27 protein-coding genes are annotated in these 25,918 nt (G+C 61.8%); 16 read left to right on the top strand and 11 right to left on the bottom strand.

The features are described 5' to 3' along the window. Window positions 1–46 precede the first annotated feature (46 nt). On the bottom strand, window positions 47–211 hold the full coding sequence (locus tag BW978_RS23535) for a hypothetical protein (protein WP_175616866.1): 165 nt from the start codon (window positions 209–211) through the stop codon (window positions 47–49). A gap of 308 nt (window positions 212–519) precedes the next feature. On the opposite strand from BW978_RS23535, the gene BW978_RS10265 reads away from it, so the two are divergent. From BW978_RS10265 to BW978_RS10255, 3 genes are read left to right on the top strand one after another with little or no spacing between them, the layout of a single operon-like run. Then, window positions 520–1,044 carry a MarR family winged helix-turn-helix transcriptional regulator gene (locus BW978_RS10265; RefSeq protein ID WP_076394660.1) on the top strand — a complete coding sequence of 175 codons (525 nt, stop codon included), beginning with the start codon at window positions 520–522 and terminating at the stop codon, window positions 1,042–1,044. Next, window positions 1,031–1,747: a response regulator gene (locus BW978_RS10260; RefSeq protein WP_076394658.1), complete on the top strand. Its 717-nt coding sequence runs from the start codon at window positions 1,031–1,033 to the stop codon at window positions 1,745–1,747. Before BW978_RS10265 ends, BW978_RS10260 begins: the two co-directional genes overlap by 14 nt. A 42-nt stretch (window positions 1,748–1,789) precedes the next feature. Then, complete coding sequence (locus BW978_RS10255) at window positions 1,790–3,172, top strand: ATP-binding protein (RefSeq protein WP_076394656.1); 1,383 nt, start codon at window positions 1,790–1,792, stop codon at window positions 3,170–3,172. Between the two features lie 41 nt (window positions 3,173–3,213). On the opposite strand, the gene BW978_RS10250 is transcribed toward BW978_RS10255, so the two are convergent. The 4 genes from BW978_RS10250 to BW978_RS10235 all read right to left on the bottom strand — a co-directional run bounded on the left by BW978_RS10250 (window position 3,214) and on the right by BW978_RS10235 (window position 5,579). Next, entirely contained in the window at window positions 3,214–3,558 is a 345-nt protein-coding gene (locus BW978_RS10250) for a tRNA-binding protein (RefSeq protein ID WP_076394654.1), read from the bottom strand. Then, complete coding sequence (gene proC, locus BW978_RS10245; protein WP_076394652.1) at window positions 3,555–4,373, bottom strand: pyrroline-5-carboxylate reductase; 819 nt, start codon at window positions 4,371–4,373, stop codon at window positions 3,555–3,557. The genes BW978_RS10250 and proC overlap by 4 nt, the downstream gene beginning before the upstream one ends. 2 nt (window positions 4,374–4,375) lie before the next feature. After that, window positions 4,376–4,876 (bottom strand): type III secretion system chaperone family protein, encoded by a 501-nt coding sequence (locus BW978_RS10240; RefSeq protein WP_006725585.1) that lies wholly within the window; start codon window positions 4,874–4,876, stop codon window positions 4,376–4,378. A 442-nt stretch (window positions 4,877–5,318) separates the two neighbouring features. After that, complete coding sequence (locus BW978_RS10235; protein WP_076394649.1) at window positions 5,319–5,579, bottom strand: accessory factor UbiK family protein; 261 nt, start codon at window positions 5,577–5,579, stop codon at window positions 5,319–5,321. 190 nt (window positions 5,580–5,769) lie between these two features. Between BW978_RS10235 and lgt the strand changes: the two genes are divergently transcribed. The 7 genes from lgt (at window position 5,770) to BW978_RS10200 (ending at window position 12,821) form a co-directional block, all read left to right on the top strand. Further along, on the top strand, window positions 5,770–6,618 hold the full coding sequence (gene lgt, locus BW978_RS10230; protein WP_076394647.1) for a prolipoprotein diacylglyceryl transferase: 849 nt from the start codon (window positions 5,770–5,772) through the stop codon (window positions 6,616–6,618). 9 nt (window positions 6,619–6,627) lie between these two features. After that, window positions 6,628–7,728, top strand: coding sequence for a class I SAM-dependent methyltransferase (locus BW978_RS10225; RefSeq protein WP_076394645.1), 1,101 nt, complete (start codon window positions 6,628–6,630; stop codon window positions 7,726–7,728). A gap of 132 nt (window positions 7,729–7,860) precedes the next feature. Further along, window positions 7,861–8,655, top strand: coding sequence for a peptidoglycan editing factor PgeF (gene pgeF / locus BW978_RS10220; protein ID WP_076394643.1), 795 nt, complete (start codon window positions 7,861–7,863; stop codon window positions 8,653–8,655). A gap of 1 nt (window position 8,656) precedes the next feature. Continuing rightward, entirely contained in the window at window positions 8,657–9,808 is a 1,152-nt protein-coding gene (locus BW978_RS10215) for a M24 family metallopeptidase (protein WP_076394641.1), read from the top strand. Window positions 9,809–9,950: 142 nt separating this feature from the next. Next, window positions 9,951–10,739, top strand: a complete 789-nt coding sequence (locus BW978_RS10210) for a hypothetical protein (RefSeq protein ID WP_076394639.1) — start codon at window positions 9,951–9,953, stop codon at window positions 10,737–10,739. A gap of 151 nt (window positions 10,740–10,890) precedes the next feature. Beyond that, window positions 10,891–11,823, top strand: a complete 933-nt coding sequence (locus tag BW978_RS10205; protein WP_076394637.1) for a ribose-phosphate pyrophosphokinase — start codon at window positions 10,891–10,893, stop codon at window positions 11,821–11,823. 143 nt (window positions 11,824–11,966) lie between these two features. Next, window positions 11,967–12,821 (top strand): hypothetical protein, encoded by an 855-nt coding sequence (locus BW978_RS10200; protein WP_076394635.1) that lies wholly within the window; start codon window positions 11,967–11,969, stop codon window positions 12,819–12,821. Here the strand turns inward: BW978_RS10200 and BW978_RS10195 are convergent, their stop codons facing one another. From BW978_RS10195 to BW978_RS10180, 4 genes are all read right to left on the bottom strand, one after another. Further along, window positions 12,822–13,223, bottom strand: a complete 402-nt coding sequence (locus BW978_RS10195) for a DUF779 domain-containing protein (RefSeq protein WP_076394633.1) — start codon at window positions 13,221–13,223, stop codon at window positions 12,822–12,824. It abuts the gene before it with no gap. Window positions 13,224–13,384: 161 nt separating this feature from the next. Then, a complete protein-coding gene (gene adh, locus BW978_RS10190; RefSeq protein WP_076394631.1) occupies window positions 13,385–14,899 on the bottom strand; it encodes an aldehyde dehydrogenase in 1,515 nt (504 codons plus the stop codon). A 136-nt stretch (window positions 14,900–15,035) separates the two neighbouring features. Continuing rightward, a complete protein-coding gene (locus BW978_RS10185) occupies window positions 15,036–15,992 on the bottom strand; it encodes a helix-turn-helix domain-containing protein (RefSeq protein ID WP_076394629.1) in 957 nt (318 codons plus the stop codon). Between the two features lie 146 nt (window positions 15,993–16,138). After that, window positions 16,139–18,223, bottom strand: a complete 2,085-nt coding sequence (locus tag BW978_RS10180) for a putative bifunctional diguanylate cyclase/phosphodiesterase (RefSeq protein ID WP_076394627.1) — start codon at window positions 18,221–18,223, stop codon at window positions 16,139–16,141. 295 nt (window positions 18,224–18,518) lie between these two features. On the opposite strand from BW978_RS10180, the gene BW978_RS10175 reads away from it, so the two are divergent. The 5 genes from BW978_RS10175 (at window position 18,519) to prmB (ending at window position 24,280) form a co-directional block, all read left to right on the top strand. Further along, window positions 18,519–19,124: a 50S ribosomal protein L25/general stress protein Ctc gene (locus BW978_RS10175; RefSeq protein ID WP_076394625.1), complete on the top strand. Its 606-nt coding sequence runs from the start codon at window positions 18,519–18,521 to the stop codon at window positions 19,122–19,124. Between the two features lie 209 nt (window positions 19,125–19,333). Continuing rightward, window positions 19,334–21,712: an EAL domain-containing protein gene (locus tag BW978_RS10170; RefSeq protein WP_076394623.1), complete on the top strand. Its 2,379-nt coding sequence runs from the start codon at window positions 19,334–19,336 to the stop codon at window positions 21,710–21,712. Between the two features lie 24 nt (window positions 21,713–21,736). Continuing rightward, the gene (locus BW978_RS10165; protein WP_076394621.1) at window positions 21,737–22,477 is read left to right on the top strand and encodes a substrate-binding periplasmic protein; all 741 of its coding nucleotides are present in this window, start codon (window positions 21,737–21,739) and stop codon (window positions 22,475–22,477) included. A 79-nt stretch (window positions 22,478–22,556) separates the two neighbouring features. Further along, window positions 22,557–23,282, top strand: a complete 726-nt coding sequence (gene pth, locus BW978_RS10160; RefSeq protein ID WP_076394619.1) for an aminoacyl-tRNA hydrolase — start codon at window positions 22,557–22,559, stop codon at window positions 23,280–23,282. Window positions 23,283–23,350: 68 nt separating this feature from the next. After that, the gene (gene prmB, locus BW978_RS10155; RefSeq protein ID WP_076394617.1) at window positions 23,351–24,280 is read left to right on the top strand and encodes a 50S ribosomal protein L3 N(5)-glutamine methyltransferase; all 930 of its coding nucleotides are present in this window, start codon (window positions 23,351–23,353) and stop codon (window positions 24,278–24,280) included. A gap of 10 nt (window positions 24,281–24,290) precedes the next feature. Here prmB and BW978_RS10150 read toward each other — a convergent pair whose 3' ends face one another. Together BW978_RS10150 and BW978_RS10145 are read right to left on the bottom strand one after the other, a co-directional pair. Beyond that, entirely contained in the window at window positions 24,291–24,689 is a 399-nt protein-coding gene (locus tag BW978_RS10150; RefSeq protein WP_076394615.1) for a hypothetical protein, read from the bottom strand. Window positions 24,690–24,732: 43 nt separating this feature from the next. Then, window positions 24,733–25,341, bottom strand: coding sequence for a TetR/AcrR family transcriptional regulator (locus BW978_RS10145; RefSeq protein ID WP_076394613.1), 609 nt, complete (start codon window positions 25,339–25,341; stop codon window positions 24,733–24,735). A 166-nt stretch (window positions 25,342–25,507) separates the two neighbouring features. Between BW978_RS10145 and BW978_RS10140 the strand changes: the two genes are divergently transcribed. Continuing rightward, window positions 25,508–25,912, top strand: coding sequence for a RidA family protein (locus BW978_RS10140; protein WP_076394611.1), 405 nt, complete (start codon window positions 25,508–25,510; stop codon window positions 25,910–25,912). Window positions 25,913–25,918 lie beyond the last annotated feature (6 nt).

The following is a 25,918-nucleotide window of genomic DNA, read 5'->3' as shown; positions in this document are numbered from 1 at the left end:
TGCCGGCCCGAAGAGAGAAACTGCGACGAACTCAATGGGTTTAGGCTTAACGGGACAGGCCGTAAACCTGAGAGACGGGTGACGCCGGAAGCAGAGAAGCCTGGGCGACGAGAAAGCTCGCCACCATCAGCTTGGCGGTGAACACGAGGATCGCAACGGGACGCAGGCTGGGGCTTGCAGAAATCTGGGCGGTACGGTCACGGTTCATCATGGCGCGAATCCTCTCTCCTTCGGCAAAGCCTGGCCGAAGCTGCTTGTCCGGAACTTGTGATTGGTCAGTGCAGTGGTAACGAGCGTGGCGGCCATAGGTTTCCCGACCGTCGCCTAACCTGTGCGATCAGCGTAAATTTGTTGGAAATTTGCTACACTTGCGCATAGTTTTGCCGGCAATCCCCGTCAGGGAGACGAGGAAGAACGGTGAGCTGCTCCATGCGGCTTAGCCTTCGGGAAAGCATCGCCCCCCTGGGCGATGAGGGTAATAACCGGCGATGACGCTCGCGTCTGCGCCGGAGGAAAGGAATGACGAGCGTGGCCCGACAGTCTGCGACGAAGACTGCCAAGAAAATCCTGCCGGACCTGCCGGTGGTCGATGACAAGTCGATCGACTTCGAAACCATCGAAAGCCTGTTTTTTGCCTATCGTGATTTCGTGTCCGATCCGGATGCCATCCTTGCCAAGCTCGGTTACGGACGCGCCCATCACCGCGTCGTGCATTTCGTCAGCCGCCGTCCAGGCATGACAGTTGCCGACTTGCTCGGCATCCTGCAGATCACCAAGCAGAGCCTTGCACGGGTTCTGAAGGAACTGATCGACAGCGGCTATATACGCCAGATGGCAGGCCCCGCCGACCGCCGCCAGCGCAGACTTTATCCGACGCTTGCCGGACGCGAGCTTTCGCTTGCGCTCTCCGATCCCCAGTCCCGCCGCATTGCGCATGCGATGGAGGGCATGACATCGGACGAACGCGCCACCGTGCGGCGCTTCCTCGACGGCATGCAGAAACAGACCGTGACCCAGCCTCTCGAAACGGATGGAGCCGACTGACGTGTCGAAGAAGATCGAGCTGACCGACGACGCCCCGCATCTCCTTGTGGTCGACGACGACACGCGCATTCGCGACCTCTTGCATCGGTTCTTGACGGAGAAAGGCTTCCGCGTTTCCGTCGCTGCCGATGCCGCCGAGGCGCGCCGCAAGCTTGAAGGCCTGAGCTTCGACCTCCTCGTCCTCGACGTGATGATGCCGGGCGAATCCGGCCTTTCGCTCACCCAGAGCCTCTCCGACGACAAGCGCGCGCCGGTCATCCTCCTCACTGCCCGCTCGGAGGCCGACAGCCGCATTGCAGGCCTCGAAGCCGGTGCTGACGACTACCTCGCCAAACCCTTCGATCCGCGGGAACTGGTGCTCAGGATCAACAATATCCTCAAGCGAAACATGAACCCCGATGCACCGAAGATCGAGCAGGTCATGTTCGGTCCTTACACCTTCTCGGTCCTGCGCAAGGAGTTGCGCAAAGGTGCAGAGGTCATCCGCCTGACAGATCGCGAACAGGACATCATGTACCTTTTCGCAACGCGAGCCGGCGATACGATCCCGCGCCACGAACTGGTCGGCAACGACGCGGAGGTTGGCGAGCGCACGATCGACGTGCAGATCAATCGCCTGCGGCGCAAGATCGAGGATGATCCCGCCAACCCCGTCTGGCTGCAGACGGTGCGCGGCATCGGTTATCGCCTCAGCATGGACTGAGGCTGCGGCAACGGCGCGCGATGCGCCGAGGAAGTGTAGCACATGACGCTGTTCGATCAGATCCGGCGAGATCACGACCGCAGCCCGGCGACCGGCTTGAAGGGCTCTCTCCGCTGGCTACGTCACAGGCTGCCGACCGGCATTTACGCCCGCTCCCTGCTGATCATCATCCTACCGATGCTGATCCTGCAGACCGTCGTCGCCTTCGTTTTCATGGAGCGTCATTGGCAACTCGTCACCGAGCGCCTGTCGGAAGCCGTGACGCGTGACATCGCGGCTGTCATCGAACTTCTGCAGCGCTATCCTGACGACGAGGACTTCGCGACGATCGCCGATGTCGCCGCCAGCAAGTTGAGCCTGATGGTCTCGCTCGAACCGGGAACCGAACTGCCCTCCCCGCGACCAAGCCCCTTCTTCTCGATCCTCGATCAGATCCTGTCCGACGAGATCGCCGAGCAGATCCGTCGACCTTTCTGGATCGACACGGTGGGAACCTCCCGCCTTGTCGAGATCCGCATCGTTGTCGACGACAGGACCTTGCGCATCTTCGCCCCACGCAATTCCGCCTATGCTTCGAACACCCATATCTTCATCGTCTGGATGGTCTCAACCGCGCTGGTGCTGATCACCATTTCCATCCTTTTCCTGCGCGGCCAGATCCGCCCGATCATGGCCTTGGCCAACGCCGCCGAAAGCTTCGGCAAGGGCCAGCGTCCGCCAGACGATTTCTCGCCACGTGGCGCGGACGAAGTGCGCCGAGCAGGCCTTGCCTTCATCTTGATGCGTGAGCGCATCGAGCGGCAGATGGAACAGCGTACCGCCATGCTGGCCGGCGTCAGCCATGACCTGCGCACCATCCTGACGCGCTTTCGCCTGCAGCTCGCACTGGCCGGTGACGGACCGGAGATCGACAGCCTGAACCAGGATATCGACGACATGCAGAGCATGCTCGAAGGCTATCTCGATTTCGCCAAGGGAGAGGTCGAGGAAGATGTCGGCACACTCGACCTTGCCGACCTCTTCGAGCGTGTCGCCGCTGACTTCAGCCTGCACGACCGTGCCTTCTCCTGGACACTGGAAGGCGAGCCGCTGGTCCATGTGCGTCCCAACGCCTTCACGCGTCTGGTGACCAACCTCGCCTCCAATGCGCGACGCTACGCACACAGGCTCGACATCGACGCCCGGCACACGGCCAAGTGGCTGGTGATTGTCTTCGACGACGACGGCCCGGGCATTCCGAAGGAAGCGCGCGACGATGTCTTCAAGCCCTTCTATCGCCTCGATGAAGCCCGCAATCTCGATGCCTCCGGCACCGGTCTCGGCCTCGCCATCGCCCGCGACATCGCCCGCAGCCACGGCGGCAATGTTACGCTCGAAGACAGCCCGCTCGGCGGCCTGCGCGCCATCATCCGCGTTCCCGTCTGAGACTATTCAGGCCAGGAAAAAGGGGCCCGAAGGCCCCTTTGTCACATCATCTTCTTGCCGTTTGGCACCGGCTGCTCGACAGCCGCGAGCACGATGGCGCCGTTCTCGTCCTCGAATCCGAGCGTCAGAACCTCCGAGCGAAAGGGTCCGATCTGTCTGGGCGGAAAGTTGACCACCCCAAGCACCTGGCGTCCCATCAGCGTTTCCGGTGTGTAGTGCACGGTGATCTGCGCCGAAGACTTCTTGATACCGATCTCGGGACCAAAATCGATCTTCAGCTTGAAGGCCGGCTTGCGCGCTTCCGGGAAGTTTTCGACATCGACGATCGTACCAACACGAATGTCGACCTTCTCGAAATCGGCAAAGGTGATCTCGGAGCCGCTCACTGGGCGAGCTCCTCGGCCCTCTTGCGCGCCGCCTCGATCGCCTGATCGAACAGCGGCTGCATCGCATCATCAGCCATCAGCACAGAGAGGGCAGCAGCCGTCGTCCCACCAGGCGATGTGACGTTCTTGCGCAACTGAGAGGCAGGGTCGGGGGACTGGTGCAACAATTCACCAGCCCCCGCGACCGTTTCTCGTGCGAGGCGCATGGCGAGGTCCGCCGGCAGGCCCGCTTTCCGGCCTGCCTCTGCCATGCATTCGACGAGGTAAAAGACATAGGCCGGTCCGCTACCAGAAAGGGCGGTCACGGCATTGATGTCGGCTTCGCTCGAGACCCATTCGACCGGGCCGGACACCTGAAGAAGACGATGCACGACGTCACGCTGCTCTTCGGAGACGGCAGCATTGGCAAAGGCGCCAGTCACGCCACGCCCGACCATGGCTGGCGTGTTCGGCATGGCGCGCACCATGGCGGCCTTGCCGAGATGGCCTTCCATCGAGGCAATGGTCTTGCCGGCGGCAACGGAAACCACCGTCGTCTGCGGCCCGACAAGAGACTTGAGGCCGGGCAGGACGGCATCCATGACCTGCGGCTTCAGGGCAAGAAAAAGGATATCGGCCGTCAGACCTTCCGGCGGCGTAACAAAGTGCCGGGCACCGGCATTGTTGATCGCTGCCATCATCTTGTCGGATGGACCCGGGTCGAGCACCGTGACGGCGCTGCCCGGCACACCGCTCTTCAGCCAGCCGGCCAGCATCGCGCCGCCCATATTGCCAGCACCGACGAGGACGATCTGTCCGAATGCGGCATTCGTCATGCTCAGGCTTCTCCGACCGTCTCAAACAGGACGGCATCCATGGCGCTCTTGGCGTCCATGCCGGACCAGACCACGAACTGGAAGGCCTGATAGTAGGCTTCGCATGCATCGACAGCGGAGGAGAGAAGCACCTCGACCTGGCGATTGGTGGGCTCTGCGCCACCGGCGAGCAGCAGAGATTGACGGAAGATCACGACGTCTTCGTTCCGCCACAGGTCGAAATGGCCCATCAGCACCTGCCCGTTGACGTAGGACAGAAGCTTGATGACTTCGTTCAGGCGGTTTTCAGGGATCTTCAGATCGAAGGCGGACGCCAGATGCAGCGCCTCGAACTCCTCCATCCAGGAGAAGGAGACATGGTAGTCGGCCCAGCGCCCCTCGACGGTCATTGCGATTTCGTCTTCGCCCGAACGCTCGAACGACCAGTCATTGGTCGCCGCGACAAACTCGATCATGTCGACCGGGTTGGATTGGCGTTCGACTTCGATTTCCATGAGGCTCATGCATCACCTTCTTGACCGGAATGAATACGGGCGCCCGGCGAACCGCCGGGTCACTCGGACACCTGAACCGGAAACTACTGAAAACGATTCCGAAGGACCCCAGGGTAGAACACGCACCCTGCCCGAAACTTACGCGGCCCCCGCTCAGAATCATCGTTGAAAATCAGTGTATAATCGTCAGGGGCCAGCACCAGCCCCCCTGGTCATATTTGACTGTGTGACCTGTGGATGGCGCTTTCAGAATCGCCTTTGCATCACCCCATAAGCGACTCTGCCGATTGGCTTTTTCGCAGCTGTCCACAAGCTGCAATTTTTTCTTGGGTTCCGGCCTGAGGGACACCCGTCAAGGTGCTGAAAATACAAAAAGACCCAAAGCCACAGGCAATGGGTCTTCAAAGGGCCTTGCGGCGTTTCACGAAGCTGTTTTGAAACGGGAGAGCCGTTACTTCGGCTGAGTGGAGAGCTGGGCCTCAAGAGCCTCGATGCGCTTCTGCAGCGCGTCGTTCTCTTCGCGCGCCTTCAGCGCCATCTCGCGCACCACATCGAACTCTTCGCGCTTAACCAGATCCATGCTGTTCAACCAGCGCTCCGCCTGAGCATGAAACGCCGTTTCCACCTCTTTTCGAACGCCTTGGGCAGCGCCCGCGGCGTCCGTCATCAACTTGGCGAAATCATCGAGAATACGGTTGGGGCCGGTCGACATGGAAAACTCCTCTGAAGCAGACTGCGGACTGGAAAATCGGTACCTTCAGATGAGGTAGGACCAGACAGGCCGGCACGCAAGACGCGAAGGACAGATAAAGGTGGTTGACGGTGTCGCAGCCGCCTCGATTCCATCTTGACCGTGCCAATTCGCAACGCCATTTTCCAGCAGCATTAACGAAAGTACTCCATTGTTGTCAGTTCTGGACCTTTTCGCCGCCGTATCCTTTCCCGCGATCGACCCGGTCGCCTTTTCGATCGGCCCGCTGTCGGTCCATTGGTATGGCCTCGCCTATGTTGCCGGCATCCTCCTCGGCTGGCTGATCGCCCGCGATCTTCTGAAGCGACCGCATCTGTGGCCGAACGGCCAGGCGCCAGCCACCTTGCAACAGATTGACGACTTCATCCTGTGGGTCGCGATCGGCGTCGTCGCCGGCGGCCGTCTCGGCTACATCTTCTTCTACGACTTCGCCTCGGTGGCGGCCAACCCGATGCGCGCGATCGAGGTCTGGAACGGTGGCATGTCCTTCCATGGCGGCTTCATCGGCGCAACGCTCGCAATGGTCTACTTCGCCCGCAAACATCAGATCCGCCTTTGGAGCCTCTTCGACCTGGTCGCCAGCGTCGTACCCCTAGGCCTGCTGTTCGGCCGCATCGCAAACTTCATCAATGGCGAACTCTGGGGCCGGCCCGCCGATGTCCCCTGGGCCATGGCCTTCCCCACCGGTGGTACCTTCCCCCGCCATCCGAGCCAGCTTTATGAAGCAGCACTCGAGGGTCTCGTCCTGCTCATCGTGCTGCAGATCCTCGCCCGCGCATTCGGCGCCCTGCGCGCCCCCGGTCGCATCACCGGCATCTTCGTGGCCGGCTACGCCTCGGCCCGCATCTTCGTCGAATTCTTCCGCGAGCCCGACGTGCAGCTCGGCTATCTCTATGGTGGCTGGATGACCATGGGCATGGTGCTGTCGCTACCGATGGTCCTGATCGGGATCTGGATTTTCGTCCGGTCGGGGCGTCAGACCCCCGCGACCCAAGGCTGAGGAGCCAAGATGGCCACACCGCTCGCCGAAAAGATCAAGTCGCTGATCTCAGCCAATGGCCCGATCAGCATCACGGACTATTTCGCCCTCTGCCTCGCCGACCCCGAACATGGCTACTATCGCACCCGCCATCCCTTCGGCCGAGCCGGCGATTTCGTCACGGCGCCCGAAATCAGCCAACTGTTCGGCGAGTTGCTTGGCATCTTCATGATCAACACCTGGCAGCGCCATGGTGAACCGCGTGACGTGCGCCTTGTCGAGATCGGCCCTGGCCGTGGCACGATGATGGCCGACATGTTGAGGGTGATATCCCGCGCAGCACCAGAGCTCTACGAAACGGCGACCATCCACCTAGTCGAGACCAGTGCGCTCCTGAAGCTCACCCAGATGGAAACGCTCTCCGGCCACGGTGACAAGGTCTCCTGGCACGAAAGTTTCGACGGCGTACCTGAGGGATTTACCCTGCTCGCGGCCAACGAACTCTTTGACGCGATTCCGATCCGCCAGTTTGTCAAGACGCCGACCGGCTTTCGCGAGCGCATGGTCGGGCTGGATGAGAACGACGAACTCTGCTTCACGCTCGGGGTCGCAACACTCGACACCGCCATGCTGCCGCAGGGCATCAGCCAACCGCCCGACGGGGAGATCTTCGAGGTGGCACCGGCCCGCCAATCGGTGATGCTGACGATCTGCGAGCGCCTGATCGCGCATCACGGCAGCGCCTTGATCATCGACTATGGCCACATGGTCAGCAATTTCGGCGATACCCTCCAGGCCGTGCGCGCCCATGAATACGATCCGCCGCTCGCCCATCCCGGACTTGCCGATCTCACCAGCCATGTCGACTTCGAAAACCTCGCCCGCACCGCCCTTGCCGCAGGCGTACATCTGAATGGCTGCATGCATCAGGGCGATTTCCTCGTTGGTCTGGGCATTGAACAGCGCGCAGCTTCGCTTGGCCGCGACAAGGACGAGAAGACACAAGCCGAAATCGTCGAGGCCGTGCATCGCCTCGCCGGCGCCGGCAATGGCTACATGGGCGAGCTGTTCAAGGTCATGGCGGTCTCCATGCCCGTCGTCCACTTGCCACCATTCAAGTCCACGCATTGACAGGACGGGGTGCGATCTGCACGATCGCGCCCGTTCCCGACGGCTTGAATTTGAAGAAAGCCGATTGAATCCAATCGTTTCGCAGTATCCGCATTGCATACGCGTGATTTGCCAAGGCTCAGGAGACCGATCATGAGCACAGCCGACCAGCCACGCCCCATCACCGCAGAGAGCCTCAACGCCTCGACTGCAGCCGGCATCCGCCACGGCTTCTTCACCCGTGACGGCGGCGTCTCGGAAGGCCTCTATCGCGGCCTCAATGTTGGCCTCGGCTCGAATGACGACCCCGACAAGGTTCGTGAGAACCGGCGCCGGGTCAGCGCATGGTTCGGCCTGCCGCTCGAACGGCTCGCCACCGCACATCAGATCCATTCGCCCGACGTCGTGGTGGTCGGCGCCGATTATGACGGCAGCCGGCCAGAGGCGGATGCACAGGTCACGGCGAGCCCGGGCGTGGTGCTTGGCGTATTGACCGCCGATTGCGGCCCGATCCTCTTCGCCGACCCTGAAAATCGGGTCGTCGGTGCGGCCCATGCCGGCTGGAAGGGCGCACTGGGTGGCGTTCTTGAAAACACCGTTGACGCTATGATCGCGCTTGGCGCTCGCCGCGAAGCCATTCGGGCAACCCTCGGCCCCTCGATTTCCCAGAAAAATTACGAGGTGGGTCCGGAATTCGTCGACCGTTTCCTCGCCACCAATCCGCAATTCGAGGTCTTCTTCACCCCCTCGTCGAAACCTGACCACGCGATGTTCGACCTGCCCGGCCTGACCATCATGCGGCTAAGCCAAGCTGGCGTGATCGCCGACAGCACCGGCCACTGCACCTATGCGGCCCCTGAAACGTTCTTCTCCTATCGCCGGACGACCCATGCGGGCGAACCCGACTACGGGCGACAGATATCCGCGATCGCGATCATGGAGGACTAAGATGGCGCTGCACTTTACCGAAAGCGAATTTTCCGCCCGTCGCACCCGCCTGATGGCCCGCATGGCCGAGGAAAAGCTCAACGCCCTGCTGCTCTTCGCGCAGGAGAGCATGTATTGGCTGACCGGCTACGACACCTTCGGCTACTGCTTCTTCCAGTGCCTGGTCGTCAAGGCCGACGGCAGCCTGACGCTGCTCACCCGGACACCCGACCTGCGTCAGGCCAAGCAGACCTCGACGATCGAGAACATCGTCGTCTGGGTCGACCGGATGAATGCCGACCCGGCCGTCGACCTGCGCAACCTCCTGAGCGATCTTGATCTTCTCGGCATGCGCGTCGGTGTCGAATACGACACACACGGCATGACCGGTCGCGTTGCACGCCTCGTCGACAACCAGCTCACCAATTTCTGCGAAGCCGTGGATGCCTCCTACCTCGTCAGCAATCTCCGACTGGTGAAGTCACCGGCCGAGATCGCCAAGGTGACCGAGGCGGCCGAGTTGGCCGACCGAGCTTTCGACGCCGCCCTGCCCCTGATCGGACCCGGTGCCGACGAAGCGGAGATCCTGGCCGCCATGCAGTCGGCGGTGCTCGCCGGCGGCGGCGACTATCCAGCCAATCCCTTCGTCATCGGATCGGCCGCCGATGCGCTACTCTGCCGCTACAAGTCCGGTCGCCGAAAGCTGTCCGCCAACGACCAGGTGACGCTCGAATGGGCCGGCGTCGCCTCCCATTATCACGCTCCCATGCTGCGCACCGTTCTCATCGGCGAAGCCACCTCCCGTCACCGCGAACTCTTTACGGCAGCGATCGAGGGCATGCGGGCGATCGAACACGTTCTGCGCCCCGGCCACACCTTCGGCGAAGTCTTCGACGCCCATGCCAAGGTCATGGACGACCGTGGCCTGACCCGCCATCGCTTCAACGCCTGCGGCTATTCGGTCGGCGCCCGTTTCGCACCATCCTGGATGGAGCACCAGATGTTCCACGCGGGCAACCCGCTGGAGATCGCGGCCGACATGTCCGTCTTCGTGCACATGATCATCATGGACAGCGACAAGGAAGCGGCCATGACCATCGGCCATACCTACCTGACGACGGAGACCGGCCCGCGCGCCCTTTCGCGCCATCCGCTCGACCTGATCAGCATCTGACGGGAACGATCTGGCGCCGCTTGAGGAGTATGGCGCGGTTTTGCCAGTCTGTTCAGGGAATTGACAGGCTGATCATGCTAGTCACATTAATTGTGACAGGATCAAAGCGGAAGGACCCGCCGTGGTGAGACGTTCTCGCAGGATGACCACGAAACTGGCCGGCCTCCTCGGCCTGCTGGCACTGATCTCGGGCTGCAACAGCACGGATGTGCTGACGCCCCCGGAGGATGTCGGCAATGGCAGCCTGCCGGCGACCTATTCCCAGGAGCTTGCGGCCCCGGCGGGCGGCACCCAGCCGGTTCAAAGCGCACCGCTCGGCCAGCCCGGCGTCTATACGGAGCCGGTCCGCGGCCCGCAGAATTCACTGGAGGCCCAGGCCGCGGCTCTCGCACAGGGCGGCCGCAATCCGGTGGCCTCCGCACCGATTGATGGCGCAAGCGATCAGGCCTTCCCCAGCGCCCCGCAACAACAGCAGGCGGCCACCCTGCAGGCGACGCAGCCCGCTCAGTCCTCCCCCCAGGCGGTTCAGTCCCAGCAGGCTGCCTTGCCCCCGGCGGCACAGTCGACCGGCAGCATCCGCTTCCTGCCGATCATCGGCGCCCCGGTCCAGGCGGTCACCCCGCTCTCCCGCCAGCTCGGCGCCGAGGCGCGTGCCCGGGGCCTGACCATCAAGAGTGCCAGTGACGCTTCGAGCGAGCACATCCTCAAGGGCTACTTCTCGGCCTTCTCCGATAGCGGAAATGTCACAATCACCTATGTCTGGGACATCCTGGACGGCAGCGGCGGACGGCTGCATCGCATTCAAGGCCAGGAGGTCGTACCCTCCGGCGCGCAGGACCCTTGGGCCGGGGTGCCTGCCTCCGTCATGCAGCAGATCGCCACCAAGAGCATGGCCGAATATGTATCATGGCGGAACAGTCAGGCAGGTTGAACATCGACCGATCGTTGATCGCAGAAACCGCAAATCATGCGCCCCATTTGACGCATCAACCGAAAATATGGGCCTTCCCGTCCAAACCTCTTGCATTCAGGGGGAAGGGCGGTAAAAAGCCGCATCTCAGCATGGTAACAGGCGGGCCAAGATGAAGGTTTTCGCAGGTAATTCGAACCGGCAATTGGCCGAAACGATCTGCTCCTATCTCAACGTACCACTCGGCAAGGCCAGCGTCCGCCGTTTCGCAGACCAGGAAATCTTCGTAGAGATCCAGGAAAACGTGCGCGGCGAAGACGTCTTTGTCGTCCAGTCGACGTCCTTCCCGACGAACGACCACCTGATGGAACTGCTGATCATGATCGACGCCTTCCGTCGATCCTCGGCACGCCGCATCACGGCCGTCCTTCCCTATTTCGGCTATGCCCGCCAGGACCGCAAACCCGGTCCCCGCACGCCGATCTCGGCAAAGCTGGTCGCCAATCTGATCACGGAAGCCGGGGCCGACCGCGTTCTGACGCTCGACCTGCATGCGGGTCAGATCCAGGGCTTCTTCGATATCCCCACCGACAACCTTTATGCCGTGCCGCTTCTCGCCCGCGACATCAAGGAACACTACGACACCAACAATGTCATGGTGGTCTCGCCGGACGTCGGTGGCGTTGTGCGTGCGCGCTCGCTTGCCAAGCGTCTCGACTGTCTGCTTGCAATCGTCGACAAGCGTCGTGACCGCCCCGGCGAATCCGAGGTCATGAACGTCATCGGCGAAGTGGCCGGCAAGGACTGCATCCTGATCGACGACATCGTCGATTCCGGCGGCACGCTTTGCAATGCGGCAGAAGCGCTTCTGAAGAACGGCGCGACAAGCGTCACCGCCTATATCACGCATGGCGTGCTCTCCGGCGGTGCCGTGACCCGTGTTGCCTCCTCCAAGCTGCGCGAACTCGTGATCACCGACTCGATACAGCCGACAACGGCCGTACAGTCCGCGCACAATATTCGCGTGCTCTCGACGGCAACCCTGCTCGGCGAGGCCATCAACCGTACGAGCCAGGAAGAGTCGGTCTCCAGTCTGTTCGACTGAGACCGATCCTTAACAGTTAAGATTAAGAGAGACAAAGAAATGTGAGCGGTGTCACAGCCACTTGCAGACCCTCTTTGCTTTGCATACAGCTTCGCGCGCAACACCCCTTCTTGGACCCGCCCCCGGCTTTTGCGCGTGAGTTGATGTCACTCTCGGTTGAACGACTTCTGGCCAATACAGATCTGCATGAAACAGTCCGGAACCAGTCCAGGGCTCTTCTACGCGTCAATGAGGAAAGCCCACGGCTTGCCGCCGTGTTCGGCACCCAACAACGTTGGCTGCTGGGTCATCTGGCGATGAGCCACTATTTCCAGGAGGTCGCCCGCGGCAATCCGGAACCCGTCATTCTGATGGCCCGCTATCTCGAGCAGGTGAAGACGCTGGGCATCTCCTCGGTCAACACCGCAGACGCCTTCATCAAGGAGATGCTGGTCTACGGCATCGCCCAGCACGGCCAGACGCCAGACCGCCGCAACCGCCCCTTCGTGCCGGCTCCGATCACGATCGCCGCGACTCGTCGCTGGGTCTTCATTCATTTGACCAGTCTTGATCGGCTGGACGGCGGCAACAGGCTGGATGCCTTCGAGGCGGACGAAACGATCCTCGCCCGGCTGCATCCGGAGATCACCCGCCACGCCATGGTCTCGCCGGAAATCCGCACACCGCCTCAGACCTGGTCGCTGTTCACCTGGCTGAACAATGGTGGCATCGTCATGGATTGGCTGATGGTCGGGGTCGACCCGGTCGATCCGGCAGTCGAACGCGTGCCAACACAGGTGCGCTCGGTGCCGGAACTTGCCGAAAACTTCCGGCTCTCCCGCACCCATCTGACGCGCAAGCTGCGCGAAGCAGAAGCCATCGGCAGTGTCGGCTGGGAAGGCAATCGCGGTCGCTCGACCATGTGGATCTCCCGTGACTTTCTCCAGGAATACCTCGCCACCCAGGCCGTCAAGCTGGCCTTCATCGATGCCGCCTGCGAGACGGTCGGCCTGCGCTGATCATGGGCGGCCGGAAGAACGCGCCATCTCCGGCAACGGGCAGGCCTCGCCGCCGGAAAACAGCCGGGACCGCGTGAGGAACCGCCGCTCGCGTCCATTGTCGAGCGAAAACATGCCCCCTCGCCCCGGCACCACGTCGATGATCAACTGCGTATGCGCCCAGACGGCATACTGGCTGCCGCTGATATAGAACGGCACGCCGCCAATCTCGCCGAGCTTCACATCCGTTTCGCCGACCCGATAGTCGCTTGCCGGATAACACATCGGCGACGACCCGTCGCAGCAACCACCGGACTGGTGGAAGAGAATGTCTGGATGGTCCTGTTTGATCTCGGCGAGAAACGCGAGCGCGGCATCGGTTGCCACCACGCGGGGTTCGCCTGGATTGGAATTGTCGGTCACGGCGGTTCCTTCCAAGTGCGTTGCGACGGGACCCACCCTCCCCTTGAGGGGGAGGGTCGGCACGCAGTGTCGGGGTGGGGTGACCGATCGGGCTATTGAACCATCACCCCCACCCGCAGCTTCGCTGCGACCTCCCCCCTCAAGGGGGAGGTGGAGGAGCCTCAGAAAAACCCCAGCGCCTTCGGGCTATAGCTCACCAGCATGTTCTTGGTCTGCTGATAGTGGTCGAGCATCATCTTGTGCGTCTCGCGACCAATGCCCGACTGCTTGTAGCCACCGAAGGCGGCATGGGCCGGATAGGCATGGTAGCAATTGGTCCACACGCGTCCGGCCTGGATGTTGCGGCCGAAGTTGTAGCAGGTGTTCGCATCGCGGCTCCACACGCCGGCACCGAGGCCATAAAGCGTGTCATTGGCGATTTCGAGTGCTTCTGCCTCGTCCTTGAATGTGGTGACGGAGACAACAGGCCCGAAGATCTCCTCCTGGAAGACGCGCATCTTGTTATGGCCCTTGAACACCGTCGGCTTGACGTAGTAACCGCCAGCCAGTTCGCCCGAGAGATTGTTGCGCTCGCCGCCGATCAGCACTTCGGCACCTTCCTGGCGACCGATATCCATATAAGACAGGATCTTTTCCAGCTGTTCGGAGGACGCCTGCGCCCCGATCATGGTCGACATGTCGAGCGGGTCACCTTGGCGGATGGCCGCAACGCGCTTCAGTGCCTTCTCCATGAAGCGGTCATAGATCTTCTCATGCACCAGCGCGCGGCTCGGGCAGGTGCAGACCTCGCCCTGGTTGAGCGCAAACATCGCGAAGCCTTCGAGCGCCTTGTCGAGATAGTCGTCATCCTCGCGCATCACGTCTTCGAAGAAGATGTTCGGCGACTTGCCGCCGAGCTCCAGCGTCACCGGAATGAGGTTCTGGCTGGCATATTGCATGATCAGCCGGCCGGTCGAAGTTTCGCCGGTAAAGGCGATCTTGGCAATCCGCGGGCTGGTAGCCAGTGGCTTGCCGGCTTCGAGGCCGAAACCGTTGACGATGTTGAGCACGCCCGGCGGCAGGAGATCGCCGACCAGTTCGATCCAGACGAGGATCGAAGCAGGCGTCTGTTCGGCGGGCTTCAGCACGACGCAGTTTCCGGCAGCCAGTGCCGGCGCCATCTTCCAGGCCGCCATCAGGATCGGGAAATTCCACGGAATGATCTGCCCGACGACGCCGAGCGGTTCATGGAAGTGGTAGGCGATCGTGTCGTGGTCGACCTCGCCGATCGTGCCTTCCTGCGCGCGAATGCAGGAGGCGAAATAGCGGAAGTGGTCGATGGCGAGCGGAATGTCGGCCGCCATGGTCTCGCGCAGCGGCTTGCCATTGTCCCAGGTCTCGGCGCGGGCGAGCAGTTCGAGATTGTCCTCCATCCGCTGGGCGATCTTCATCAGGATGTTGGAGCGCTCCGTCGACGACGTCCGACCCCATTTGTCCTTGGCGGCATGAGCCGCATCAAGCGCGAGGTTGATGTCGTGCTCATCGGACCGGGCGATGTCGCAGAGCTTGCCGCCGGTCACCGGCGTGGTGTTTTCGAAGTAGCGACCATTGACCGGCTCGCGGAATTCACCGCCGATGAAGTTGCCGTATTTCAGCTTGAACGGCGAAGCCGCAATCGTCTGGACCTGAATGTTCATCTGTCATCCTCCCTGTGAAAGGACCCCTCCTCGGGTCCTGATGGCAGGATGATTGCTGCGTTCCGGTGCAGGAGATAGTGGCGCGAAACAGTGCTGCAGCGCACAGTGTTTCAGGAATGCGACACCTATCGGCCGGTCAGTGAAGCTGGAAGCGCTTCATCTTCCGATGCAGGGTCGCGCGGCTGATGCCGAGCATCTGGGCTGCTTGTGAGACGTTGCCATTGGCACGAGACAGCACGCGGCGCAGAGCCGCCCGTTCGGCATCCTCGAGGTCGCTGGTCGCTTCGCCGCGCGTCTCGCGCAGCGCATCGGCAGCCGGAAGTCCCTGCGCGATCAGCCCGTCATCGAGCTTCAGGGCAAGACGCGCCGCCTTGGTCGCGCCGAGGATCAGGTCGTCCCCATCGACCGCAATCAATGCGGACAGGGAGTTCGCCTGGGGCACCATGACGATGCGCGCGCCGGCAAACGCCTGGCGGAAGAGATTGCTTTCGACCCGGGCTGCGGCATCCCGCACGGCCTGAGACAGAACCGCGAGCGTCATGTCGGAGACATCGTTGCGGCAGGTGGACACATCGAGTGCTGCAGTCAGCCGACCGAGATGGTCGCGGATCGGTGCCGTCGCACAGGAGAGCTCGATATTTGCGCTCATGAAATGCTGGTCGCGGTGGATCACCACGGCCCGTTCGTCGGCCAGCGCCGTGCCGATGCCGTTGGTGCCGACACTCGCCTCGCTCCACAGCGTCTGCTGCCACAGCCCCAGCGCCCGGAACTCGACATCGTCACCGGGCGCACCACGCCGGTCGACCACGATGCCGTTCTGGTCGGCGAGAATGATGCAACAGCCGGATTTTCCGACCAGCTGATAGAGCCGGTCTACCTCGTCGGCGGAGCTGCCGATCAGCCTTTCCATGCGCTCGCGCGCTTCACGGAACATCGCCTCGTCGACCAGGACCGGCTTGCGCGCCTCTTCGGGTTGCAGGTGGTAAAGGTTGAGGCAACGGCTCCACGAGGCGGCAACCGGCGAGGTCACAGCGGCCGATGCCTTCTGCGCCGTCGAGTAGACGAGTTCGGAATGTCTGAGATCCTGACGCATCGGCTCCTCCCAAAGCACGGGTCTCAGTATGCTCTTTCCGGCTCCAGAGGCAATCGCTCATACAAGCGGCAAATGATCACGAACCATTTCGTCGTCGGGAATGGCGCAAATCTGCGACACTTTCAAAACGCGTCTACTTCGGGCGCTCAGGCCGCCATATCGGCAGCGCTGCCAGGCTTGAGAGCTTGCTCGCTCGGCACCGGGGACAGCGCGGGATTGACGATATCCTGCAGTTCCGAGACCGGCTGCGGTTTGCCATACAGGAAGCCCTGAACCTGCTGACACCCCTCCTCTTGGAGGAAGCGCAGATGCTCCGCATTCTCGACGCCTTCGGCCAGCACGGGAATGTCGAGGCTCTGGGCCAGAATGAGCGTCGAGCGGACAATGGCGGCTGACTGACGGTTCTCCACGACACTGTCGATGAAGCCCCGGTCGATCTTGATCTTGTCAAACGGGAAGAGTTGCAGCGTCGAGAGTGACGAATACCCCGTGCCGTAGTCGTCCATGGCAATCTTGACGCCGATCGCTTTCAGCTGGCGGATGATATGCAGTGCATGCTGCTGGTCATCGATGATCCCGGACTCGGTGATCTCCAGTTCGAGACGCGCCGGATCGAGACCCGACTCATCGAGAATTTCACGCACCCGCTCAGGCAGCGCGGAATTGGCCAGCTGCTTCGGCGCGACATTCACGGCAATCTTGAGCGGATTGCGCCACTGCACGGCTTCCAGGCAGGCCCGACGCAGCACCCAGTCCCCGAGCTCGCCGATAAAGCCGGTCCGCTCCGCGATCGGGATGAATTCGGACGGCGGAACCATACCGCGTGTCGGGTGAGACCAGCGCATCAGAACCTCGAAGCCGACAACCTCGCCGGTCTGCGTGTCGTTCTGCTTCTGGAAATAGAGTTTAAATTCGTTGCGCAGTAAGCCGGCCCGCATGTCCATTGCAAGCGCGCTCCGCTCGCGAGCGGCCTGGTCCATCGACTTATCGTAAAAGCAGACATTGTTCGAGCCGGCCGCCTTTGCGCGGTACATGGCAATATCTGCCTGCGCCATGAGATCATCGATGCCATCGGCGCCATCGGGAAAAGCCGTAACCCCGATACTTGTCCCGACGGAAAGCGTCACTCCCTTCCACTGAATCGGCGAAACAAGTTCGGAAATGATGCTCCGCGCAAAGGCCTCGGCAGCCCCGGACGTAAATAGCCGCGGACTGACTGCAATGAACTCATCGCCGCCGATACGGGCAACGAACTCGCCCGGCTTCAGGCTTGCCGACATACGCTCGGCAACCACGCGCAGCACATGGTCGCCAGCCGCATGGCCGTGCACGTCATTGATCTCCTTGAAACGGTCGAGATCGAAGGAAAAGATGAAGATGCGATCATTGCGCGCTGTCGGGCGATCCATCAGATGACCGAGGCGCTCCAGGAAGGCCATGCGGTTCGGCAAGCCGGTCAGGGCGTCATGCAGCGACAGCTGCCGATAGCGCTCGACCGCCGAGCGGTTCGATTGCCGGTCGATGACATAGGTCATCGCGCCGATCGCCAGGATCAGCAGCGTGACGAAGATCAGCACGACCGTCATCACGCTTTCAGGCAGCATGTTTGCCGGCAACGAGGCACTAAAATTTGGCTCGACGGTCAAGGCTGTCATGCCGATGAAGTGCGTCGACGCAATTGCCAGCACCAGTGCGACGCCACCGCCGTAACGACAGAACCGCGTGACGGGCCGGGCCACGCGATTGGTGGCCAGAGCGCCGAACAGTCCTGCGGCCACGAGAGACGCCCAGACGTAGTTCATGTTCCAGTGCAGATCCGCCTGAACCTGATAGCCGGACATGCCGACATAATGCATCGATGCAATTCCGGCACCGAGGATCGCTCCACCGGCCTCGATGAGCAGGCTGCGCGTTGTCACGGCGGCAATGAAGAGCCCGACGCCGGTGATCATGATGGCAAGAACCAGCGATAGTAGCGTCGCGGTCGGCTCGTAGCCGGCAAGAGCATCCGCCTCGTAGCCCATCATGGCAACGAAATGCGTCGTCCAGATGGATGAACCGCCGATGATGGACGTCAGTGCAATCCAGCTCGCACGCGCTGGACCCCGCGTACTGCGGACGCGGCTGAAAAGGCGCATTGTCAGGAGCGATCCCAGCACGCAGACAAGAACAGCGGCGACCAGTGAAACCGGGTCGTGATCGACGGCAATGCAGGATAGAACGGCGAGCATGGGCAAAACCAATTGAAACTGAGGGCCAAACCTAGCAACGGTCAATTTCTAAAGGCTCACCGCGCATGGTTACCAGATTCTTTTTCACGCCCGATTGGCCAGAAGCTCGATCACAAGCGCGTTACGCCGCGGTTTCTCCCGCACAACCTTGCTATTGCACCGCATCTGGTCTATAGGCGCCCGATCCGCACAGACACCCTTGGAGGCAATGTGGATGGGACCGGCAACGGTCTCCGGTTCTGGCATGACCAATATGCGTCGCCAGGGCTCTCCAGTAACTTTGAAAGGTAAAGCCATGAGCCACGCTTCTTACGAGCTCAAGGCCGTAGCACGCGAACGGGTAGGTAAGGGGTCCTCCCGCGAACTTCGCCGCAACGGTCTCATCCCGGCTGTCATCTATGGTGACAAGCAGGCCCCGATTGCGATCTCGATCAACACGAACGAGATCACCAAGCGCATCCATGCCGGCGGTTTCATGACCACGGTTGCCACCATCGATCTCGATGGCAAGAAGATCAGCGTTCTGCCGAAGGACTACCAGCTCGACGTCGTTCGTGACTTCACGATGCATATCGACTTCCTGCGCGTCTCGGCAAACAGTCAGGTTTCGGTTCAGGTTCCGGTTCACTTCATCAACGAAGAGAAGTCCGCCATCAAGACCGGTGCCGTTCTCAACATCGTTCGTCACGAAGTTGAACTGCACTGCCCGGCTTCCGACATTCCGGAAGCGATCACGGTTGACCTCGCCGGCCTGAAGGTCGGTGATGCGATCCATATTTCGGCAGTCAAGCTGCCTAAGGGCGTGACTCCGGTCATCGCCGACCGCGACTTCACGATCGCAACGATCGTCGCTCCGGCGGCTGGCGTTGCCGAAGATGAAGAAGGTTCGGCTGAAGCCTGATCTTTCTGATCCATTTGATGAATAGAGCCCACCCTTTGCGGGGTGGGCTTTTTTGTTGCTTTCGCGCAGGAGTAGCAGAAACTCGAATCCGAGCATTTGTCTTTAGGCAAGTTTAAAGTATTTCGTGAAACGCTCCGCCTCTCATCATTGCCTGAGGGAGCATTGAGCAGCATGCCGCATCATCCCGCGCCGCTTGAGGCGGACCGTTGATGACCCGTTCGGTGGAAAGCCGCTTCCTGGCGATCGTGGGAACGACGATTTTTATCCTCGTCGTGCCGCTCTTCGCGTTGTTCCTGTGGCTGGCGACGGAACGCGCCTCCGACGAATTGCAGCAGAACCTCGACATCCTGCTCGCCGCAAATGCGCAGGCGCTCGCCAAGCCGCTCTGGGACTTCGACCAGGAAAGCGTCGAACAGATCACCGCCACCATCGTCTCGAACGGCCCTGTCAGCCGCGTCAACGTCAAGGACGTCTCGGGCGGCATTGCCGTCTCCATGCCGGCACTCCCGAAATGGCCGAAAAACGGTCTGGAATCGATTACCCGGGAAATTTTCTATCAGGCGGTCGAAGGCCCTAAGCTGGTCGGCACCATCACCATCTATTATAGCCGGATCGACATCTTCTCCTCGCTGCGCCAGGCAGAGGTCATGCTGATCGGCATCTTCATGCTGGCAGTCCTCGGTGTCGTCGGCGCGGCCATCATCGGCAACCGTCTGATGGTCATGAAGCCGCTGCTCAAGCTCACCGCTGCGATAGAGGCGACACGCCGCCTCGGCTCCCGTCACCATGTGGACTGGCAGTCCAACGACGAGATCGGCCGGCTCGCCCGCAGCTTCAACGCCATGCAGATCAAGCTCGAGCAGGAAGAAGACGAGTTGCGGCTGGCCCACCGCCGTGCGACCGACATCTACAATACCACGCCGGCGATGCTGTTTTCCCTCGATGAAGAAGATCGCATCACGGGCGTCAGCGACTACTGGCTGCTCGCCACCGGCTACCAGCGCCAGCAGATCGTCGGCCGTCGCTTCATCGAACTGGTGCCGCCAGAAGCGCGCGCCGCCTATCTGGAGCGCAAGAAGACGCGCTCGATCGCCGACGTGCTGGAAGCGACGACCCAGTTCGTCTGCGCCGACGGCATCGTGATGGATGTACTCATCGCCGAAGCCAGCCGCAAGATCGAAGGCGCCGAGGAGGACCTCTCCTTGTCAGTCATGACCGATGTTACGGCGCTCAAGCAGTCAGAGGAGCGCAACCATCGCCAGGCCATCACCGACCATCTGACCGGCCTACGCAATCGCAAGGGCTTTGAAACAGCCCTCGACAGCGAAATCGCCGCCACGGATGCCGCAGGCGAGGAACTCGCTTGCATCTTCGTCGATCTCGACCGCTTCAAGTGGATCAACGACAATCTCGGCCACCAGGCCGGTGACCTCGTGCTGTGCCGCTTCGTGGAACGCATGCAGGAACAGCTTCCGAAGGGGGCGATCGCTGCAAGGCTGGGCGGTGACGAATTTGCCATTCTGTTGCGCGGTCTCGCGATCGAGGACGCAGCGACCGGCATCAGCCGTGCCCTCTGCGACATCTTCGTCGACCCCATGGCGATCGAGGGCTCGACCGTGCGCTTGAGCGCCAGCATCGGCATTGCACTTTATCCGCGCCACGCGGCCAATGCCGCCGAACTGCTGCAGAAGTCAGACATGGCGATGTACAGCAAGAAGCGCGATGGCAAGAACGGCGCGCAGCTCTATGACCCGCAGATCCAGGATCACACCCGCCGTCGTGCCGAAATCGAACACGACATCGAGGAAGGCCTGAAGGAAGACTGGTTCGACGCCTTCTTCCAGCCGATCGTCGAGATCGAGAGTGGCCGGACGGTCGGCTATGAAGCATTGATGCGCCTCGTCCACCCGCAACGCGGGGTCGTGCCACCGGCAGAAATCATCGGCGTCGCCGAGGAAACCGGCGCGATCAGCCGTCTTGGCGGCCATGTGCTTGAGAAGGCACTTTCCAACCTGGCCCGCCTGAGTGCGGCCACCGGCAACCACGAGGCCTATCTCGCCGTCAATTTCTCGCCGCTGCAGTTCGATGCGTCACTGCCGGTACGGCTGGCAGCCCTCACCGCCCATTTCGCCATCGCGCCGCGCCGGATCGTCATCGAGATCACCGAAGCGACATTGCTGCACGACAATCCGCAGATCCGCACCATCCTCGATGAGTTCAGCCGCTACGGCTATCGTCTCGCGCTCGACGACTTCGGCACGGGCTATTCTTCGTTGAGCTATCTCAACCGCTTCCCCGTCGACATCGTGAAGATCGACCAGTCCTTCATCCGATCGCTGACCGAGGATGAACCCGAACTCCGCCACAAGAGCCGCATGCTCGTCGAAGGCATCACCGCCATCTCCCACAAGATGGAATGCACTGTCGTCGCCGAAGGCATCGAGACGGATGAACAGCGCCGCATTCTGGAAGAATTCGGTGTCGACTATGGCCAGGGCTACCACTTCGCCCGTCCGCAGCCGCTGCCGAAGCTGATCGAACTCGCCCTGTCCGCCCCAGCCAACCTGCCAAAGGTGTCCGCAGGCTGACATCATCAGAAAGAGGGAACCGCAATGAAAGTCTTTACCATCATGCTTTCACTTGCGGCGGCCCCGGTCGCCGCCGCAGACATCATCCATTTCACCACGGAAGATTACCCGCCCTACAACTTCAGGGTCGGAAGCGAAATCCGCGGTGCCGGTTACGACCAGGTCCTTCTGATGATGAAGGACATCGACGTCCGCTACACCATCGAAATGATGCCCTGGGCCCGCGCAATCGCGCTTGCCGAGAGCGAGCCGATGCACTGCGTCTTCACCACAGCCCACATCCCGGAGCGGGACACGCGCTTCAAATGGGTGGAGCCGATTGCGGTTGGCCGCAACTTCATGGTCTCGCACAAGAATTCCGGCATCAAGGTCGCCAACATCGAAGAGGCCAAGCGCCACATCGTCGGCACCCAGCGCAACGACTACACCCAGACCCTGCTGGAGAACGAGGGCTTTCCGAAGATCGACCTCGCCACTGACCTGAAGCTCACACTTAAGAAGCTGGAGAGCAAGCGTATCGACCTGATGCCGATTTCCGAGCAGCATTACATCGAGCTGCAGGAGAAGGGCGTCGACCTCGAAGCCCAGTTCGTGTTCTCCGAGCAGAAGTTCGCCATCGCCTGCAACGTCAACTTCCCTGAGGATCTGCTGGCCCGGATGCAGGGCGCGCTCGACAAGCTGATCGCCGATGGTACCCAGGCCGAAATCTTCGACACCTACAATCTGCGCTATTCGAATATCGGTCAGGTCGCCGCCAAACCCTGACCGGAGCCGACATCAGCCTTGACTTTCGCGCCGTTTCGCTGTGGGGAAAGGCAAAGGAATTCAAGACGGAGCCTCGGCGATGATCATCCTGGCCGGCCTCGGCAATCCCGGTGCGCACTATGCGAAGAACCGGCACAATATCGGCTTCATGGCGGTCGACGCGATCCAGCGTCGGCACGCCTTCTCGCCATGGGCGAAGAAATTCAAGGCCGAGATCTCCGAAGGCACGCTGGCCGGCGAGAAGGTCATGCTGATCAAGCCGCAGACCTTCATGAACCTGTCTGGCGAAAGCGTCGGCGAAGCCATGCGCTTCTACAAGCTCGGCCCCGAAGACATCGTCGCCATCTATGACGAACTCGACCTCATGCCCGGCAAGGCCCGCATCAAGACCGGCGGCGGCCATGGCGGCCACAACGGCATCAAGTCGATCGACGCCCATTGCGGCCTGAACTATAGGCGCCTGCGCCTCGGCATCGGCCATCCCGGCGACAAGGCAAAAGTCCACAACCACGTCCTCGGCGACTTCGCCAAGGTGGACGCCGAATGGCTCGATCCTCTGATCGAGGCGCTCGCCGACAATGCCGACATGCTGGTGCGCGGCGAGGCTTCGCAGCTGATGAACAAGCTGGCACTGGCCACCGGCGGCAAGACCGAGGACGAAAAGCCTGCGAAAGCCCCGAAGGCTCCGAAACCCGCCCAGTCCCATATCCATCAGGCCCGCAACTTCAACCAGCCGAAGAAGCTTCCTGAGAGCGGCCCCATGGCCGAAATGCTGAAGAAGATGTTCGGCCCCAAGGGCGACTGACCACTCCCTCACGGGCGCGCCCTGCCCCGCCCTTAACCGATAGCCGCGCAAACGACCGGAAGACCGCCATGTGCCACGACATCACCACCGACCTCGTCACCCTGCGCGACTACTGGCGTTATGCCATCTCCCGCTTCAACGCCGCGGAACTCAGCTACGGCCACGGCACACACACCGCCGTCGACGATGCCGCCTTCCTCATCCTCGACAGCCTCGACCTGCCGATCGACACGCTCGACCCCTTCCTTGACGCCAAGCTCTTAGCCACAGAGCGCCGCCTGCTGGCCGATCGCATCGAGACGCGTGTTACGACCCGCAAGCCGTCTGCCTATCTCACCGGCCGCTCCTACATTCAGGGCCTGCGCTTCTTCGTCGATGAGCGCGTGATCGTGCCGCGCTCGCATATCGGCGAGATCCTCTTCAACGAATATGGCGGCGAGTTCGGCTCAACCTTCCTGCCCGATCCCTTCGCGGTCGAAAGCGTGGTCGACATCTGCACCGGCTCCGGTTGCCTCGCGATCCTCGCCACGCGCTTCTTCCCGCTCGCTGCAGTCGACGCCGTCGACCTCTCCGCCGATGCGCTTGAGGTCGCCGAGAAGAACCGCCAGGCCTATGGCCTCGAAGACCAGCTGACGCTGCACCAGGGCGACCTCTTCACGCCACTCGCCGGCCGCAAGTTCGACCTGATCATCACCAACCCGCCCTATGTCGACCACGAGGCGATGGACGCCTTCCCGGCCGAATATCGCGCCGAACCGGCCATGGCCCATGACGGCGGCGAAGACGGCCTCGACCTCGTCCGCACGCTGCTCACTGAGGCCCCCAAGCACCTGAACCCGGGTGGCGGCATGCTCTGCGAAATCGGCCGCGGCCGCGACATCCTGGAAGCCGAATTCCCCGACCTCGACTTCCTCTGGGTCGAAACGACGGAAGAAGAAGACGCGGTGTTCTGGATCTCAGCGGAGGCGCTCGGCGTGAAGGCAAGCAAGGGCAAGTAACGCTAGGCGATCACCACTCGAAGGTCTCGAGCCGGTACCAGAAGAGATCGACGAGTGCTGCGAGCCCCCAGTCGATCCAGTAGGCCATGACCTTCGAGACATCGGGGACGAGCAGCAGCACGACTAACCCGCTCAGCATGGCCCAGCACACCGAAAGCCGCAGATTGTGCAGGCTGTCGAGGCGGTAATAGCCCGCTTCGTCATACTCGGTCTTGAAGATCATGTCGGTCCAGCTGTAGCCGTCGCTGATCATGAGATCCATCATCGGCCGGTCCGACAGGCGGTCCGGCAAGATGTTGAAAACGGCACGCGAAACATGCCCCAGTGCGCCCATCAGTGCGAGCACAGCCAGCGCCACGGCATAGTGCCAGGTGGCCGCTTCGGCGAGTGTCTGCGGGTCGGGCGTCATGGGGCAAGTCTAGCCAGCAGACGTAATGATTTGGTTTCCGGCCTTAGGACTGGCCCGCCTGCACAGGCCTTGCAAGCAACCCTTCGACCAGTGCCCGAAACGCCTCCTGTGCCCGCGGCAGCACGCTTTCCGGCTCCGCGCTCGCCGCGATCCACATCGCGGCATTGAGCGCCGCCCCGCTGATCAGCCGTGCGGCCGCTTCGGCGTCGACCGGCTTAAGGATCCCGTCCGACATCAGGTCCTCGACGGCCTGACGGGTCACCTGAAGACAGGAATTCTGGCTCGGCCATAACGAGGGATCGCCCAGCACCGCCGGCCCATCGAGCAGCACGATGCGCTGCACCTCCGGATCAAGCGCCATCTCGATATAGGCCGCCCCTTCGGCCAGAAGCGCATCCCACCCCTCGCCGGCCGCAGCAGCACGCCCCTTGGCGCGCTCGGCCATTTCGCTGTCGATCTGGTTGACGACGGCGGCGAACAGCCCGCGCTTGTCGCCGAAATTGTGGTAGAGCGCGCCGCGTGTCAGCCCAACCTCTGCGGTGAGCGCATCCATGGAGGCATCCGAAAAGCCCTTCTCCGCAAAGGCCTTGCGCGCAGCCGCGATCAGCTTGCCGCGATTTTCCGCCATGCCTTCCGATCGTGTGCGCTTCACGCCACTCTCCTGACTTCACATACACCGCGTATGCGAATTTGACATACGATCCGTATGCTAGTAAACCTACATACGCAACGTATATGAAATCTCCAGCCTGCAGCCAAGCGGCATTTCACCGACCCACCCTCGGGCGGAACGATGCCGTATGCCCGAAAGGAAACCCATGACCAAGCCAGAACCCGTCTTCCCCGCAAACCGCCACGCCCTTTACGAAGAGCACGGCTATTCCGCCGCGATCCGCACCGGCGACCTCGTCTTCGTCTCCGGCCAGGTCGGCAGCCGCGATGACGGCACACCCGAACCGGACTTCGAGACCCAGGTCCGCCGCGCCTTTGCCAATCTCGAGGCGACACTCTCCGCCGCCGGCTGCTCACTTGCCGACCTCGTGGACGTCACAAGTTTCCACACTGACCCGGGAAACCAGTTCGCAACCATCATGAAGGTCAAGGCGGAAATCTTCCCCGCCCCGCCCTATCCGAACTGGACGGCGGTCGGCGTCAACTGGCTCGCCGGCTTCGATTTCGAGATCAAGGTCATCGCACGGATTCCCGAAAAAACGGCATTCTGACGAGCA

The sequence above is a fragment of the Rhizobium sp. RU33A genome (assembly GCF_900156055.1).
In the GTDB taxonomy this organism is placed as follows: domain Bacteria; phylum Pseudomonadota; class Alphaproteobacteria; order Rhizobiales; family Rhizobiaceae; genus Allorhizobium.
Note: the sequence above shows the minus strand (reverse complement) of the source record. Positions and strands in the feature narration are given on the sequence as shown.